The organism is Kitasatospora sp. NPDC058478 (assembly GCF_042720345.1).
In the GTDB taxonomy this organism is placed as follows: Bacteria; Actinomycetota; Actinomycetes; order Streptomycetales; family Streptomycetaceae; genus Kitasatospora.
The window spans coordinates 1-14,101 of sequence record NZ_JBHXML010000124.1; the positions used below are offsets into that span (position 1 = coordinate 1).

Sequence of the window (14,101 nt, forward strand, 5' to 3'; positions counted from 1 at the left end):
CCCGGCGGGGCGGGGGGCATCACGGGGTTTTTGCCCTCCCCACCCCCCGCTGTCCGACTACACCCACCGGGGGTGGCGCCCCTCGCCGGCGGCCCCCCACCGCCGTTTCGTCATGATTCGCCGTGCCGCCGGGCGACGGAGGCCGGGCCCGTTGCGGGGTCCTCCTCGTCCCGGTGGGGCCGGTGCGGCAGGATGTCCGGCATGACGTCGAGCGATCGTGACGAATCCGCAGGGCCGGCCGGGCCCGGCGACGCCGCAGGGCCGGTCGGGCCGGCCGTCGCCACGGCCGCGCCGCCGGTCAACACCGTGGTCGTCCCGGCCGACGAGGACCCGGTGGCGGCGGCCGGCAGCGAGGTGATCGGCGGCCCGCCGGGCCGCCGGGCGCTGCTGGGCGTCTCCTGGTGGATCCCGGCGCGCTTCCTGGCGCTGGCGGTGATCGTGGTCTCGGTGCTCGGCATGGTGCAGAAGGCGCCCTGCTACAACCAGGCCTGGTTCCAGCCGGGTTCGCCGCAGTACATCCACGCCTGCTACAGCGACATCCCGCACCTGTTCTCCGGCCGCGGCTTCTCGGCCGGGCTGCACCCGTACGTGGACCGCATCCCGGGCACCTCGGGGGATCTGCAGTACCTCGAATACCCGGTGCTGACCGGCCTGTTCATGCAGGTCGCGGCCTGGCTGACGCCCGGCGCCGGCACCTCGCAGGACCAGGAGCGGTGGTTCTGGGCGATCAACGCGGGGCTGCTGATGGCCTGCGCGGTGGTCGCCGTGGTGGCGCTCTCGCGCACCCACCGCCGCCGCCCCTGGGACGCCCTGCTGTTCGCGCTCGCGCCCGTCCTGCTGCTGAACGGCACGGTCAACTGGGACCTCCTCGCGGTCGCGCTGGCCGCCGTGGCGATGGCCTGGTGGTCCGGTTCCCGGCCCGGCTGGGCGGGTGTCTTCATCGGCCTGGCCACCGCGGCCAAGCTCTACCCGGTGCTGTTGCTCGGCCCGCTGCTGGTGCTCTGCTGGCGGGCCGGGAAGTGGCGTGAGTTCCGGGTGATGCTGGCCGGCGCGGTCGGCTCCTGGCTGCTGGTCAACCTGCCGATCATGGCGGCCAACTGGCAGGGCTGGTCGACCTTCTACGTGTTCAGCAAGCACCGCGCCGAGGACTACGGCTCGTTCTGGCTGATCCTGATGCAGAGCCGGGGCACGGGGCTGGCCGACCTCGACCTCTACATCGGCGTGCTGATGGTCCTCGGCTGCCTGGCCATAGCGTGGCTCGGCTTCACGGCGCCCCGCCGCCCGCGCTTCGCGCAGCTGGCCTTCCTGGTGGTCGCCCTGTTCGTGCTGGTCAACAAGGTGTACTCGCCGCAGTACGCGCTCTGGCTGCTGCCGCTCGCGGTGCTGGCCCGGCCGCGCTGGCGGGACTTCCTGATCTGGCAGGCCTGCGAGGTGCTGTACACCCTGGGAATCTGGTCCCACCTGGGCTTCGTCACCGGGCCCAAGCAGCACGGGATCGGCGAGGCCTGGTACCACTTCGCGGTCGTGCTGCACCTGCTGGGCACGCTCTACCTGGTGGTCATGGTGGTCCGCGACGCCCTGCAGCCGGACCGCGACCCGGTGCGCTGGGACGGCAGCGACGACCCGTCCGGCGGGGTGCTCGACCGGGCCCCGGACGTGTTCGTGCTCGGCACCGCCCGGACGCTGCGCGAGGAGGAGAGCTACGCCGGATACGCGCCGGCCGGCTCCGAGCAGTGGCTGGACGAGCCGGAACTGCCGGAGCCGGCCGAGAAGGCGTAGGCGCTTCAGTCGTTCTAGGGCCGGACAGGGCCTAGCGGTCCACCACGCGGTCGAAGTGCGTGGTGGTGTGCCGGACCTGGAGGCCGAGCTCCTCGCCGATCGCGGGGGGCTTGGTCTCGCCGTCCAGGAACAGCAGCGAGACCTGCATGTGCGGCGGCTCGGCGAACCAGAGCTGCTTGCCGGCCCAGTGGAACGGCGACTTGGTCTTGTTGACGGTCGCCAGGCCGGCCCGGGCGATGCCCTTGGCCCGGGAGGCCATGGTCTGCACGTACTTGGGCGCCTCCAGGCCGATGCCGTGCGCGGTGCCGCCGGCCACCACCACGATGTGGCCGTCGGCCGGCGCCGGGTGCTGGCGGTAGCCGTAGCGGTCGCCCTTCTTCACCGGGGTGACGTCCAGCACCGTGGCCCGGACCTCCAGCGCGCCGTGGTCGCCCAGCCAGAGCCGGGTGCCGATCCGGGCCCGGAAGACGATGTCCGGGTAGCGCTGGGCCAGCTGCTCCATGCCGGCCGCGCCGAGGTGGCTGACGTACACGGTGTGCACCGGCACCCCGGCCGCCCGGGCGGTGTCCACCCAGTGGACGACCTCCTCGGTCGGGCTGGAGCCGTCCGGCCGGTCCATCGGCAGGTGCAGCGCCAGGCCCTCGAAGGCGACGCCGTCCAGCTCGGCGGCGACGGCCGTGAGGTCGGCGGCGCTCACCCCGTGGCGGCGCATGGAGGTCATGCACTCCACCACCACCCGGGCGCCGCGCAGCGCCCGCAGCGCGTCCAGGTTCGCCACCGTCCGGATCACCCGGGCGTGCGGCAGCGGCAGCGCCTCCTCGCCGACCCGGTACGGGGTGAGCACCAGCAGCTCGCCGCCGTACCACTCGGCGGCGTCGGCCGCCTCGTACGCGGTGCCGACGGCCAGCACACCGGTGCCCAGCAGCGTCGCCTCCTCGGCCAGCCGGTGGTTGCCCAGGCCGTAGCCGTTCCCCTTGGCGACCGGCACCAGGCCGGGGAACTCGGCGAGGACGGAGCGCTGGTGGGTGCGCCAGCGTTCGGTGTCGAGGTAGAGCGACAGCGTCATCGGGTCAGCCTCCTCAGCGGCGGGACATGTAGAGGTCGAGGGCCTTGTGCAGCAGCTTGTTGAGCGGGAAGTCCCACTCGCCGAGGTACTCGGCGGCCTGGCCGCCGGTGCCGACCTTGAACTGGATCAGGCCGAACAGGTGGTCGTTCTCGTCCAGGGTGTCGCTGATGCCGCGCAGGTCGTACACGCCGCCGCCGAGCGCGTAGGAGTCGCGCATCATCCGCCACTGGATCGCGTTGGACGGCTTGACCTCGCGCTTGTGGTTGGCCGAGGCGCCGTAGGAGTACCAGACGTGCTCGCCGACCACCAGCATCGTGGTCGCGGCCAGCGGCTCGCCGTCGTGGTAGGCGATGTAGAGCCGCATCCGGTTCTGGTCCTCGGCGGTGAGGGCCTTCCACATCCGCTGGAAGTAGGACAGCGGGCGCGGGGTGAACTTGTCGCGCTCGGCGGTCACCAGGTAGAGCTGGTGGAAGATCGGCAGCTCGTCGTAGCCGCCCTGGTACACCTCGACGCCGCTCTTCTCGGCCTTCTTGATGTTGCGGCGCCAGAGCTGGTTGAAGTTCTTGTGGATGTCGTCCAGCGAGCGGTTGGCCAGCGGCACCTGGAACACGTAGCGCGGCTGGACGTCGCCGAAGCCGGCGCCGCCGTCCTCGCCCTGCAGCCAGCCGGCCTTGCGCAGCCGGTCGGCCACCTCGAAGGCGCGCGCCTCGTACCAGTCGGCCTCGACGTCGCGCAGGCGCTTGGCCTGCTTGCCGGCGATGGCCTCCTTGATGGTGGGGGCGTTCCAGCGGCGGATGACGATCGGCGGGCCCATCTTGACCGAGAACGCGCCCTGCGACTTGAGGTGGGCGAGCATCGGGGAGAGCCAGCGGTCGAGGTCCCGGTCGAACCAGTCGATGACCGGGCCCTCGGGCAGGTAGGCGAGGTAGCGCTTGAGCTTGGGCAGCTGCCGGTAGAGCACCAGGCCGGCGCCGACGAGCTGGTTGGCCTCGTCGAACCAGCCGATCGACTCCGAGCGCCACTCGGCCTTCACGTCGCCCCACGACGGCACCTGCATGTGGCTGGCCGAGGCGCGGCTCCTGATGAAGGCGAGGTGCTCCTCGCGGGTGATCGTCCTCAGGCGCAGGCTCATTGCTCGGTGCTCCTCGTCGGTCGGGCTGCGGTGGGCCCAGGTTCTCGGGCTGACCCTATCGTCCGGGGCCCGGGCGCCCGCCGCTGCGGGCGCGACGGCGCCCCCGTCGCGTACCTGTCTCCTTGCAGATACGCCACGGGGGCGCCGAGGGTTCCGGAACGGTGCGACCGGGGCGGTTCAGCCCCAGAGGCCGCCCCGGGCGATGCCGAGGTAGAAGCCGATGGCGGAGGCGCCGAGCGTGATCATCAGCACGAAGCGCTCGGCCGTGGTGACCGAGACGAACATGCCGAGCAGCCCCGTGATGATCCCGAACAGGCCGGTCCACGAGGTCAGCAGGTGCAGGTTGTGGAAGAACGAGGTGGTGAAGGCGATCACGCCCAGCACGGCGGTGAGGCCCACCAGGGCGTTCTCGCGGGGGTGCGGGTGGCCGTCGGTGTTCAGTGTGAGCGCGGGCATGCGGTGGACGGACTGGGCCATGAGTCCCACCTCCTGGCGTGGAGACGAACGGGCAGGAATCCCGTTCCGTCCAGATTGCGGCGGTTGGGCCCGTCTCACAACCCCTATGCGTTTTGTTCGGCCGTCCGGGTGCGGGTAGGCTGTGCCGTCTGCACTGGTGTAGTTGTGCCCCCTTGCGCCCTCTTCCGGGCGACCACCCTGTCGGGTGAGCGGGGCCCGATTGTCGGACCCGGCCGCTACGGTGGCCGGTGTCGTCACTGCTCCGGTGCCGACGCTGCACAACCCTCCTGCCACGGAGAGACCGTGGCCGTTGAGTCCAAAGGAGGTGGGTTACCCATGCGTCACTACGAGGTGATGGTCATCCTCGACCCCTCGGTCGAGGAGCGCGCTGTCTCCCCCCTGATCGAGAACTTCCTCACCGTCGTCCGGAACGCCGGCGGCAAGGTGGAGAAGGTCGACACCTGGGGTCGTCGCCGTCTGGCTTACGAGATCAACAAGCAGTCCGAGGGCATCTACTCGGTCATCGACCTGAAGGCCACGCCTGAGGTCGTCAAGGAGCTCGACCGCCAGATGGGCCTGAGCGAGTCGGTTCTGCGGACCAAGGTCCTGCGCCCGGACACCCACTGAGCCACCTCTGAGGCCTTCGGGTCTCGGGTAGCTCGCGTCCGCTGTTTCACGTGAAACAGCGGTGAACGGACATCTTCCCGAGAGGTCATCACCACCATGGCAGGCGAGACCGTCATCACCCTCGTCGGCAATCTCGTCGACGACCCCGAGCTGCGCTTCACCCCGTCGGGTGCGGCGGTCGCGAAGTTCCGTATCGCGTCCACCCCCCGCACCTTCGACCGTCAGACGAACGAGTGGAAGGACGGCGAGAGCCTCTTCCTCACGTGCAACGTCTGGCGGCAGCCGGCGGAGAACGTGGCCGAGTCGCTGCAGCGCGGCATGCGCGTCATCGTGCAGGGCCGACTGCGCCAGCGGTCTTACGAGACCAAGGAAGGCGAGAAGCGGACGGTCTTCGAGGTCGAGGTCGACGAGGTCGGCCCGAGCCTGCGCTCGGCGACCGCGAAGGTCACCCGGGCCAACCGGTCCGGTGGCCCCGGCGGCTCTGGTGGCGGCTTCGGCGGCCAGCAGGGCGGCGGCGGTGGCCAGCAGGGCGGTTGGGGCGGCGGTGGCGGCCAGCAGGGCGGCGGCAGCTGGGGTGGAAACTCCGGCGGCGGCGGCCAGTCCGGCCCCTCCGACGACCCGTGGGCGTCCAGCACTCCGTCCGGCGGCCAGCAGGGCGGCGGCAGCTGGGGCGCCCCGTCCGGTGGCGGCTTCTCGGAAGAGCCTCCGTTCTAAGAGCTGACAGATTTCGTGCGGCCCGGCCGCCGGCGTCCTGAGGACGCAGGCCGGGCCGTGAACCCCAAATGGAGCACACAATGGCGAAGCCGCCTGCTCGCAAGCCGAAGAAGAAGGTTTGCGTCTTCTGCAAGGACAAGGTCAACTACGTTGACTACAAGGACACGAACCTGCTGCGGAAGTTCATCTCCGACCGTGGCAAGATCCGTGCCCGCCGGGTCACCGGCAACTGCACCCAGCACCAGCGTGACGTCGCCACGGCCGTGAAGAACAGCCGTGAGATGGCGCTGCTGCCCTACACCAGCACCGCGCGCTAAGAGAGGGTGACCAAGTAATGAAGATCATCCTCACGCACGAGGTGCCGGGTCTCGGCTCCGCCGGCGAGGTCGTCGAGGTCAAGGACGGCTACGCCCGCAACTACCTGGTTCCGCGTGGCTACGCCATCCGCTGGACCAAGGGCGGCCAGAAGGACGTCGACGCGATCCGTCGCGCCCGCAAGATCCACGAGATCCAGACCCTTGAGGCCGCCAACGAGGTCAAGGGCAAGCTCGAGGGCGTCCAGGTCAAGCTGGCCGTTCGCTCGGGTGACGCCGGCCGTCTGTTCGGTTCGGTGACCCAGGCCGACGTCGTGGAGGCCATCAAGGCCGCCGGCGGCCCGGCCGTGGACAAGCGCGCCGTCGCGATCGCCTCGCCGATCAAGACCGTGGGCACCCACAAGGTCTCGGTCAAGCTGCACGCCGACGTCCAGGCCAACCTCGACGTCGCCGTCGTCGCTGCCTGAGTTCCGTAGCAGTGGCCTGAGGGCCGGACTCCTCCGGGAGTCCGGCCCTCGGTCGTGTTCCGGAGCGTTCGGCCCCTGCGCATTCGGTGCCGGCGCATTCCGTGCCGGAGCCCTCGGCCCCGGCGCCGTCAGCTCCGGACGGCCCCGGTGACCAGCCAGCGGCCGCCGCGCGCCCGCCCGACCAGGAAGGCCGCGCGGACCAGCATGAACAGGTTCATCGCCCACCACAGCCCGGCCAGCCCGGTGCCGGTGGCCGGCACCGCGATCGCCGCCGGGGTGAACACCGCCAGGGTCGCGATCGCCGCCCAGGCCAGGTAGGGGCCGTCCCCGGCGCCCATCAGCACCCCGTCCAGCACGAAGACCAGGCCGGCGACCGGCTGGCTGAGGGCGAGCAGCAGCAGGGCGGTGTCCAACTGCCCCTGCACCGCCGGATCGGGCGTGAACAGCGGGACGTACAGCGGGCGGGCGGCCACCACCAGCAGACCCAGCAGCACGCCCGAGCCGATGCCCCACTCGACCATCCGGCGGGTGGCGGCCCGGGCGCCCGGGGCGTCCTCGGCGCCCAGGTAGCGGCCGATGATCGCCTGGCCGGCGATCGCGATGGCGTCCAGGGCGAAGGCCAGGAAGCTGAACAGCGTCATGGTGATCTGGTGCGCGGCCACCTGGTCGTCGCCCAGCCTGGCGGCCACCGCGGTGGCGATCATCAGCACCGCGCGCAGGCTGACCGTCCGGACCAGCAGCGGACCGCCCGCCCTCGCACTGGCCCGGATGCCGGCCGTGTCCGGCCGCAGCGAGGCGTGCTCGCGCCGCGCCCCGCGCACCACCACGACCAGGTAGACGGCGGCCATCCCGGTCTGCGCGAGCACGGTGCCCCAGGCCGAGCCGGCCACCCCGAGCCCGGCGCCGTACACCAGGCCGGCGTTCAGGCCGATGTTGGCGGTGAAGCCCGCGATCGCCACCAGCAGCGGCGTGCGGGTGTCCTGGAGGCCGCGCAGCACGCCGGTGGCGGCCATCACCATGAGCATCGCGGGGATGCCCAGGGCGCTGATCCGCAGGTACGTCACGGCGTAGGGGGCGGCGGTCTCCGAGGCCCCCAGGACGTCGGCCGCCCAGGGGGCCAGCAGCACGGTGAGCAGCACCACCGGGACGGCCAGGCCGAGGGCGAGCCAGATGCCGTCGACGCCCTGCTGGACGGCGCCGCGGCGGTCCCCGGCACCGATCCGGCGGGCCACCGCCGCGGTGGTGGCGTAGGCGAGGAAGACGAACACGCCGGTCGCGGTGGACAGCGCGGCGGCGGCGACGCCGACTCCGGCCAGCTGCGGGGTGCCGAGGTGGCCGACGATCGCCGAGTCGGCCATCAGGAAGAGCGGTTCGGCGACCAGCGCGCCGAAGGCCGGGACGGCCAGTGCGAGGATCTCCCGGTCGTGCCGGCGTCTGGAGGGGGTCGGGGCTGCGGGAGGGGCGGTCATGGGCTCCAGGCTACTCATCCACAGGTAATGACTGCTAGTGGCAGTTGTCTATTACTCGAATTCTTGAGCGAGGCGTTCGGCCCGCTTCGCGCCCGCGGGGGTCCGGCTGTGTGTGAAGAATTTCTCATGCACAGGCCCGGAAAGAGGTAATACCTGGTCAACAGGTTGACGGTGGACAGATGGTCTGGTTATCCACAGGGCCTTCCACAGGGGCGTCCACAGCTTTGCGGCACTTCTCCACAGCCCAGGGCCGCTCGTCCACACCCCCTGTGGATAACCGCCTTGGCTGAACGGCTCCCGGCGCCTTAGCGTGGGCCCTCCGCCCGACACTCCCGCCCGCCCCGGCGTCCGATTTGTCGGTGCCGTGGCGTACAAAGAGGAGCGGCTCCGCTCCACCCAGCCACCGGCAAGACCCGCTCCAACTCGCACCACTCGCTGATCGGGGAACACGCGTGACCGGCCCCCAGTACGACGACCACGACGCCCCGCCGCCGGAGGAGGACTGGCAGCCCGCCGAGGACCCCTTCCCCGCCGGCGCCTTCGACGACGCGTCCTTCCCCGACGGGCCCGGCGACCGGCTCCCGGTCTCCCGCAGCCGCTCCGGCCAGGGCGGCGGCCGGGACGGCAACCGCGACGGCGGCGGCCGCGAGGGCGGCTTCCAGAAGGGCGGCAAGGGCGGCCGGAGCGGCTCCCAGCGCGACGGTTCGCAGAGCGGTGGCGGTGGCGGCGGCTGGCAGCGACGTGGCGACGACGAGGGCCAGGGCGGCGCGGACGGCTTCGAGCGCGTCCCCCCGCAGGACCTCGCCGCCGAGCAGTCCGTCCTCGGCGGCATGCTGCTGTCCAAGGACGCCATCGCCGACGTGGTCGAGGTGCTCAAGCCGGCCGACTACTACCGGCCCGCGCACGAGATGGTCCACGGCGCGATCCTCGACCTGTACGCCCGCGGCGAGCCGGCCGACCCGATCACCGTGGCCGGCGAGCTCACCAAGCGCGGCGAGCTCCAGCGCGTCGGCGGCGCCTCCTACCTGCACACCCTGGTCAACTCCGTCCCGACCGCCGCCAACGCCGAGTACTACGCCCAGATCGTCCACGAGCGCGCCGTCCTGCGCCGCCTGGTCGAGGCCGGCACCCGGATCGCCGGCATGGGCTACGCGGCCGAGGGCGACGTCGACGAGATCGTCAACGCCGCCCAGGCGGAGATCTACGCCGTCACCGAGCAGCGCACCAACGAGGACTACGCGCCGCTCGCCGACATCATGGAGGGCGCCCTCGACGAGATCGAGGCGATCGGCTCCCGCAACGGCCAGATGTCCGGCGTCCCGACCGGCTTCGCCGACTTCGACGCGCTCACCAACGGCCTCCACCCCGGCCAGATGATCGTCATCGCGGCCCGCCCCGCGATGGGCAAGTCGACCCTGGCGCTGGACTTCGCCCGCGCCTGCTCGATCCAGAACAAGCTGCCGAGCGTGATCTTCTCGCTCGAAATGGGCCGCAACGAGATCGCCATGCGCCTGCTGTCCGCCGAGGCCCGGGTCGCGCTGCACCACATGCGCTCCGGGAACATGACGGACGACGACTGGACCCGCGTCGCCCGCCGGATGCCCGACGTCAGCGAGGCGCCGCTGTTCATCGACGACTCCCCGAACCTGTCGATGATGGAGATCCGGGCCAAGTGCCGCCGGCTCAAGCAGCGCAACGACATCAAGCTGGTCGTCATCGACTACCTCCAGCTGATGCAGTCCGGCGGCTCCCGCCGGGCCGAGAACCGCCAGCAGGAGGTCTCCGACATGTCGCGAAACCTGAAGCTGCTGGCCAAGGAGCTGGAAGTCCCGGTCATCGCGCTCTCCCAGCTGAACCGTGGCCCCGAACAGCGCACCGACAAGCGGCCGATGGTCTCCGACCTGCGCGAGTCCGGCTCGATCGAGCAGGACGCCGACATGGTCATCCTGCTCCACCGCGAGGACGCCTACGAGAAGGAGTCCCCGCGCGCCGGCGAGGCCGACCTGATCGTCGCCAAGCACCGTAACGGCCCCACCGCCACCATCACGGTGGCCTTCCAGGGCCACTACTCGCGCTTCGTCGACATGACCCGGGACTAGGACAGGACCTGGCACCGACGAGGGGCACCGGGGGGCCTCGTCCGACCGTCACCGAGGCCAACGCAGCAGTGTGATGAGCTACTGTCCGTGCGGTGAAAACGATACGACAGCTGTCCGCCCGCCGGGCCGGGGGAAGCACGAAGGCTCGGGCGAGCGGGTCGGCCAGTCGGCTGGGCTGGCTCGACGCGCTTCGCGGCGTGGCCGCCCTGGTGGTGGCGCTCCACCACTTCGACGTCCTGAAGATGCTGCCGGACGGGGTGGCGTCCTTCATCTGGTGGCACGCCGACCTGGGCCTCTACGGCGTCATGCTGTTCTTCCTGGTCAGCGGCTACATCATCCCGGCCTCGCTGGAGCGCCGCGGGGACGTGCGGGCGTTCTGGATCGGACGGATCTTCCGGCTCTGGCCGCCGGTGATCATCGGTATCACGGTGGCGCTGGCCATCATCCCGAAGGGCGACGGCTCGGTCGCGCTCTTCGCCACCGATCACGACCTGATCTACGTGGCCGCCAACTCGACCATGCTGCAGGACTTCATGGGCGTCTGGAACGGCCTGGGCGTCATGTGGACCCTCAGCTACGAGATGGTCTTCTACTACATGGTCACCGCGCTCTTCACGGTCGGCCAGCACCGCCGCAGCGGCCCGATCGCGGTCGGCTTCGCCGGCGTGGCGCTGCTCTTCGGTACCTCCATCGCCTCCCACACGCTGACCAGCGACATCACCTCGACCCGCAACCTCGTCTGGGGCTCCGTCCTGATCGTGCTGTTCGGCTTCGCCTGCGTGCTGAGCGGCCGGCCGAACCTGACCCGGGTCGGGGCGATCACGCTCGGTCTGCTGGGCTTCGTGCTGATGTACAACAACAGCCGGGCCCCGATGTTCGAGACCCTGATGATCTTCGCGACGATGTTCGCGGGCACCGCGATCTACCGGGCCGAGAACCGCCAGATCGACCGCCTCCAGGCGATCCTGTGCTGCGGCTTCGTGGTCGTCGCGGGGGTGGCCGTCGCCTGGATGTACAACCGTGACGGCATGGAGCAGAACACCTGGACGGCCGGCTGGATGGCCTGGGCCGGCTCCTACCTCGGGGCCTGGATCACGTTCGGCATCGGCATGGCGCTGCGCAAGCGCCGCTTCCCGAAGCCGCTCACCTGGCTCGGCGGGATCAGCTTCTCGCTCTACCTGCTGCACGTCCCGCTGGTCCACACCATCCAGCCGCTGCTGCACGTGCCCAAGGTGCCGCCGACGACCGGCGGCAAGCTGATCTGGACGGCCGAGTACCTCGTCGTGATCATGCTGGCGAGCTGGGTGATGTACCGGCTGGTGGAGCTGCCCGTGCAGAAGCTGGGCCGCAAGGTGGCCAAGGCGGTCGAGCGCCGCTGGCCGGGCAGCGCCCTGCAGCCGGCGGCCGCCGTGTCGATCGGGGCGCCCGCGACCGGCGAGGCCGCCGGGGCTGTTCCGGCCCAGTCCGGGGAGAAGGGCCAGGGCGGGGGCCAGGATCAGGAGAAGGATCAGGTGCCGGTCGAAGTCGGCGCCGGCGGCCCGGGGCAACGGGTCGGCTGACCGCCGCACGGACACGCCGAGGGCTCGCCTCCCACCCGGGAGGCGAGCCCTCGGCGCGTGGTCCCCGGGTGCCGTCAGACGGTGACGGTGGCGCGGAAGAGGGTCGTGGCGGTGCCGGACAGCCGGGTGGGGGCGCCGGTGGCGGGGAGGAAGGCCGACCGGCCGCGGGCGAGGTCCAGGGTGGTGCCGTCGGCGGCGGTGAGCCGGGCGGTGCCCTCGGTGCAGAGCAGGATCTGCGGGGCGCGGCCGTCGATCTCGCGGTCCCGGCCGTCCAGGACGAAGCGGGAGAGCCGGAACTCGTCGATCGGGACGGGGTAGAGCTCCTCGCCGGCGGTGCCGTCGACCGGGCGGGGGTGCAGCAGTTCGGGGGCGCCGGCCTCGAAGACCAGGACCTTCAGCAGCTCGGGCAGGTCGATGTGCTTGGGGGTGAGGCCGGCCCGCAGCACGTTGTCGGAGTTGGCCTGGAGCTCGACGCAGGCACCCGCCAGGTAGGCGTGCGGCACGCCGGCGTCCAGGTAGAGCGCCTCGCCGGCCCGGAGCCGGAAGTGGTTGAGCAGCAGGGCGGCGATCAGACCGCGGTCCTCCGGGAAGTCCTCGGCGATCCGGGCGTACGGCCCGTAGTCGCCGGCCGGGTCGGTGCGGGCCAGGGCCGCGGCCGTCTCCCGGACGGTCTCCTCGGCGGCCTTCCCGTCCATGGTGAGGATGGCGGCCAGCGTGCCGCGCAGCGCCTCGGCCTCGTCCTCGACGGCCAGCAGGTCGATCAGCGGGCCGAGCCCGGGCACCGCGAGCCCGGCCATCAGCCCGGCCGCCTCGGCGGGCCGCCGGAAGCCGCAGAGCCCCTCGAAGGCGCCCAGCGCGCAGACCATCTCGGGCTTGTGGTTGGCGTCGCGGTAGCTCCGCTCGGGGGCGTCCAGCGGGATGCCGAGGGCGTTCTCGGCGGCGAACCCGGCGCGGGCCTGGGCGATCGTGGGGTGGGCCTGGATGGACAGCGGGATGCCCGCGGTCAGGATCTTGAACAGGAACGGCAGGGCCGGACCGAACCGGGTGACGGTCGCGGCGCCGAGTTCGCCCTCGGGGTCGGCCGCGATCAGCTCGTCCAACCGGCGGGGCCCCTCGCCCCGGTCGGCCCGGGACGGGTCGCCGGGGTGGGCGCCCATCCACAGCTCGGCCTGCGGTTCGCCGGTCGGCTCCTGCCCGAGCAGTTCGGGCAGGGCGGTCAGCGACCCCCAGGCGTACGGGCGGACGGTGTTGATGAGCCTGTCCATGCGCGCGGTCCTACTCCTTCGCTGGGTGGCGGGTGTGCCGGATCGTCGGGGCAACGGGCCCGGCGGTGCGGGGGTCCGGGCACGGGCAAGGTCATCGACCCTAGCCGACCGGTGTCGCCCGCGAGGAAACGGCGGGTACCGGAGGGGAGTGCCCTGGCCGGACCGGTGGTTCCCGGGCGCGGTAGTAGGATGCCAGGACGCAGTAGTCTCCGCCCTGCACAGCAGTTTCCACCGTGGTCACTCCGTCGGCGGGCTGCCGGCGGAGCCGCGTTCCAGAGTGCGGGCGATGGTGTTCTGACACTCCCCGCCATCGGCCGAGAGGTTTGTACGTGACCGTGAACCAGCAGAGTTTTGCTGATCTCGGCAGGGTCCTGGTGATCATTCCGACCTACAACGAGGCGGAGAACGTCGAGCGGATCGTCGGCCGGGTGCGGGCGGCGGTCCCCGAGGCCCACGTGCTGGTCGCCGACGACAACAGCCCCGACGGCACCGGCGAACTGGCCGACAAGCTGTCCGCCGAGGACCCGAACGTGCACGTCATGCACCGCAAGGGCAAGGAGGGCCTGGGCGCCGCCTACCTCGCGGGCTTCCGCTGGGGCATCGACCACGGCTACGACGTCCTGGTCGAGATGGACGCGGACGGCTCGCACCAGCCCGAGGAACTGGACCGGCTGCTGGGCGCGCTGCGCGGCGCCGACCTGGTGCTGGGCTCGCGCTGGGTGCCGGGCGGCCGGGTGGTGAACTGGCCGAAGTCGCGCCTGCTGCTCTCCCGCGGCGGCTCGACCTACTCGCGGCTGGCGCTCGGCGTGCCGATCCGGGACGTCACCGGCGGCTACCGGGCGTTCCGCAAGGAGACCCTGCTGGGCCTGGGCATGGACGAGGTGGCCTCGGCCGGGTACTGCTTCCAGGTCGACCTGGCCTGGCGCACGGTGAAGGCCGGGTTCAAGGTGGCCGAGGTACCGATCACCTTCGTCGAGCGCGAGCTGGGCGCGTCCAAGATGAGCCGCAGCATCGTCGTCGAGGCGCTGTGGCGGGTGACCGCCTGGGGCGTCTCCGACCGGCTGGCCCGCCTGCGCGGCGCGGTCAAGCGCTGAGCTCCACGACGTAACCTCCACGACGTAACCGCCCGGGGCCCGTCCGTTGCCACGACGGAC

The 14,101-nt window shown here is 71.5% G+C and carries 13 protein-coding genes; 8 read left to right on the top strand and 5 right to left on the bottom strand.

The window, feature by feature from the left end; all coding sequences use genetic code 11:
• Positions 1–201: 201 nt before the first annotated feature.
• Complete coding sequence (locus tag ACFWPT_RS39685) at positions 202–1,779, top strand: glycosyltransferase family 87 protein (RefSeq protein ID WP_380369723.1); 1,578 nt, start codon at positions 202–204, stop codon at positions 1,777–1,779.
• A gap of 31 nt (positions 1,780–1,810) precedes the next feature.
• Here ACFWPT_RS39685 and ACFWPT_RS39690 read toward each other — a convergent pair whose 3' ends face one another.
• The 3 genes from ACFWPT_RS39690 to ACFWPT_RS39700 all read right to left on the bottom strand — a co-directional run bounded on the left by ACFWPT_RS39690 (position 1,811) and on the right by ACFWPT_RS39700 (position 4,454).
• On the bottom strand, positions 1,811–2,845 hold the full coding sequence (locus ACFWPT_RS39690) for an alanine racemase (RefSeq protein ID WP_063348483.1): 1,035 nt from the start codon (positions 2,843–2,845) through the stop codon (positions 1,811–1,813).
• 13 nt (positions 2,846–2,858) lie between these two features.
• Positions 2,859–3,977 (bottom strand): peptidoglycan bridge formation glycyltransferase FemA/FemB family protein, encoded by a 1,119-nt coding sequence (locus ACFWPT_RS39695; RefSeq protein ID WP_063348484.1) that lies wholly within the window; start codon positions 3,975–3,977, stop codon positions 2,859–2,861.
• Positions 3,978–4,154: 177 nt separating this feature from the next.
• Positions 4,155–4,454 carry a hypothetical protein gene (locus ACFWPT_RS39700; RefSeq protein WP_063348485.1) on the bottom strand — a complete coding sequence of 100 codons (300 nt, stop codon included), beginning with the start codon at positions 4,452–4,454 and terminating at the stop codon, positions 4,155–4,157.
• A gap of 315 nt (positions 4,455–4,769) precedes the next feature.
• On the opposite strand from ACFWPT_RS39700, the gene rpsF reads away from it, so the two are divergent.
• From rpsF to rplI, 4 genes are all read left to right on the top strand, one after another.
• Positions 4,770–5,060, top strand: a complete 291-nt coding sequence (gene rpsF, locus ACFWPT_RS39705) for a 30S ribosomal protein S6 (RefSeq protein ID WP_063348486.1) — start codon at positions 4,770–4,772, stop codon at positions 5,058–5,060.
• A gap of 96 nt (positions 5,061–5,156) precedes the next feature.
• Positions 5,157–5,774 carry a single-stranded DNA-binding protein gene (locus ACFWPT_RS39710; protein WP_350876693.1) on the top strand — a complete coding sequence of 206 codons (618 nt, stop codon included), beginning with the start codon at positions 5,157–5,159 and terminating at the stop codon, positions 5,772–5,774.
• 80 nt (positions 5,775–5,854) lie between these two features.
• Complete coding sequence (gene rpsR / locus ACFWPT_RS39715; RefSeq protein ID WP_030304537.1) at positions 5,855–6,091, top strand: 30S ribosomal protein S18; 237 nt, start codon at positions 5,855–5,857, stop codon at positions 6,089–6,091.
• 17 nt (positions 6,092–6,108) lie between these two features.
• Positions 6,109–6,555, top strand: a complete 447-nt coding sequence (rplI, locus tag ACFWPT_RS39720) for a 50S ribosomal protein L9 (RefSeq protein ID WP_063348488.1) — start codon at positions 6,109–6,111, stop codon at positions 6,553–6,555.
• Positions 6,556–6,683: 128 nt separating this feature from the next.
• Here the strand turns inward: rplI and ACFWPT_RS39725 are convergent, their stop codons facing one another.
• The gene (locus ACFWPT_RS39725; protein WP_380369731.1) at positions 6,684–8,024 is read right to left on the bottom strand and encodes an MATE family efflux transporter; all 1,341 of its coding nucleotides are present in this window, start codon (positions 8,022–8,024) and stop codon (positions 6,684–6,686) included.
• A 452-nt stretch (positions 8,025–8,476) separates the two neighbouring features.
• Between ACFWPT_RS39725 and dnaB the strand changes: the two genes are divergently transcribed.
• Positions 8,477–10,123 (top strand): replicative DNA helicase, encoded by a 1,647-nt coding sequence (gene dnaB / locus ACFWPT_RS39730; RefSeq protein ID WP_380369734.1) that lies wholly within the window; start codon positions 8,477–8,479, stop codon positions 10,121–10,123.
• A 92-nt stretch (positions 10,124–10,215) separates the two neighbouring features.
• On the top strand, positions 10,216–11,682 hold the full coding sequence (locus tag ACFWPT_RS39735; protein WP_079135734.1) for an acyltransferase: 1,467 nt from the start codon (positions 10,216–10,218) through the stop codon (positions 11,680–11,682).
• 74 nt (positions 11,683–11,756) lie between these two features.
• Here the strand turns inward: ACFWPT_RS39735 and manA are convergent, their stop codons facing one another.
• Positions 11,757–12,947, bottom strand: coding sequence for a mannose-6-phosphate isomerase, class I (gene manA, locus ACFWPT_RS39740; RefSeq protein WP_380369738.1), 1,191 nt, complete (start codon positions 12,945–12,947; stop codon positions 11,757–11,759).
• A 329-nt stretch (positions 12,948–13,276) separates the two neighbouring features.
• Between manA and ACFWPT_RS39745 the strand changes: the two genes are divergently transcribed.
• Complete coding sequence (locus tag ACFWPT_RS39745; protein WP_380369740.1) at positions 13,277–14,041, top strand: polyprenol monophosphomannose synthase; 765 nt, start codon at positions 13,277–13,279, stop codon at positions 14,039–14,041.
• The last annotated feature ends 60 nt before the right edge of the window (positions 14,042–14,101 follow it).

Coding starts and splice junctions, on each gene's coding strand:
- ACFWPT_RS39685 (WP_380369723.1), top strand. CDS start 202: ATGACGTCGAGCGATCGTGACGAATCCGCAGGGCCGGCCGGGCCCGGC.
- ACFWPT_RS39690 (WP_063348483.1), bottom strand. CDS start 2,845: ATGACGCTGTCGCTCTACCTCGACACCGAACGCTGGCGCACCCACCAG.
- ACFWPT_RS39695 (WP_063348484.1), bottom strand. CDS start 3,977: ATGAGCCTGCGCCTGAGGACGATCACCCGCGAGGAGCACCTCGCCTTC.
- ACFWPT_RS39700 (WP_063348485.1), bottom strand. CDS start 4,454: ATGGCCCAGTCCGTCCACCGCATGCCCGCGCTCACACTGAACACCGAC.
- rpsF (WP_063348486.1), top strand. CDS start 4,770: ATGCGTCACTACGAGGTGATGGTCATCCTCGACCCCTCGGTCGAGGAG.
- ACFWPT_RS39710 (WP_350876693.1), top strand. CDS start 5,157: ATGGCAGGCGAGACCGTCATCACCCTCGTCGGCAATCTCGTCGACGAC.
- rpsR (WP_030304537.1), top strand. CDS start 5,855: ATGGCGAAGCCGCCTGCTCGCAAGCCGAAGAAGAAGGTTTGCGTCTTC.
- rplI (WP_063348488.1), top strand. CDS start 6,109: ATGAAGATCATCCTCACGCACGAGGTGCCGGGTCTCGGCTCCGCCGGC.
- ACFWPT_RS39725 (WP_380369731.1), bottom strand. CDS start 8,024: ATGACCGCCCCTCCCGCAGCCCCGACCCCCTCCAGACGCCGGCACGAC.
- manA (WP_380369738.1), bottom strand. CDS start 12,947: ATGGACAGGCTCATCAACACCGTCCGCCCGTACGCCTGGGGGTCGCTG.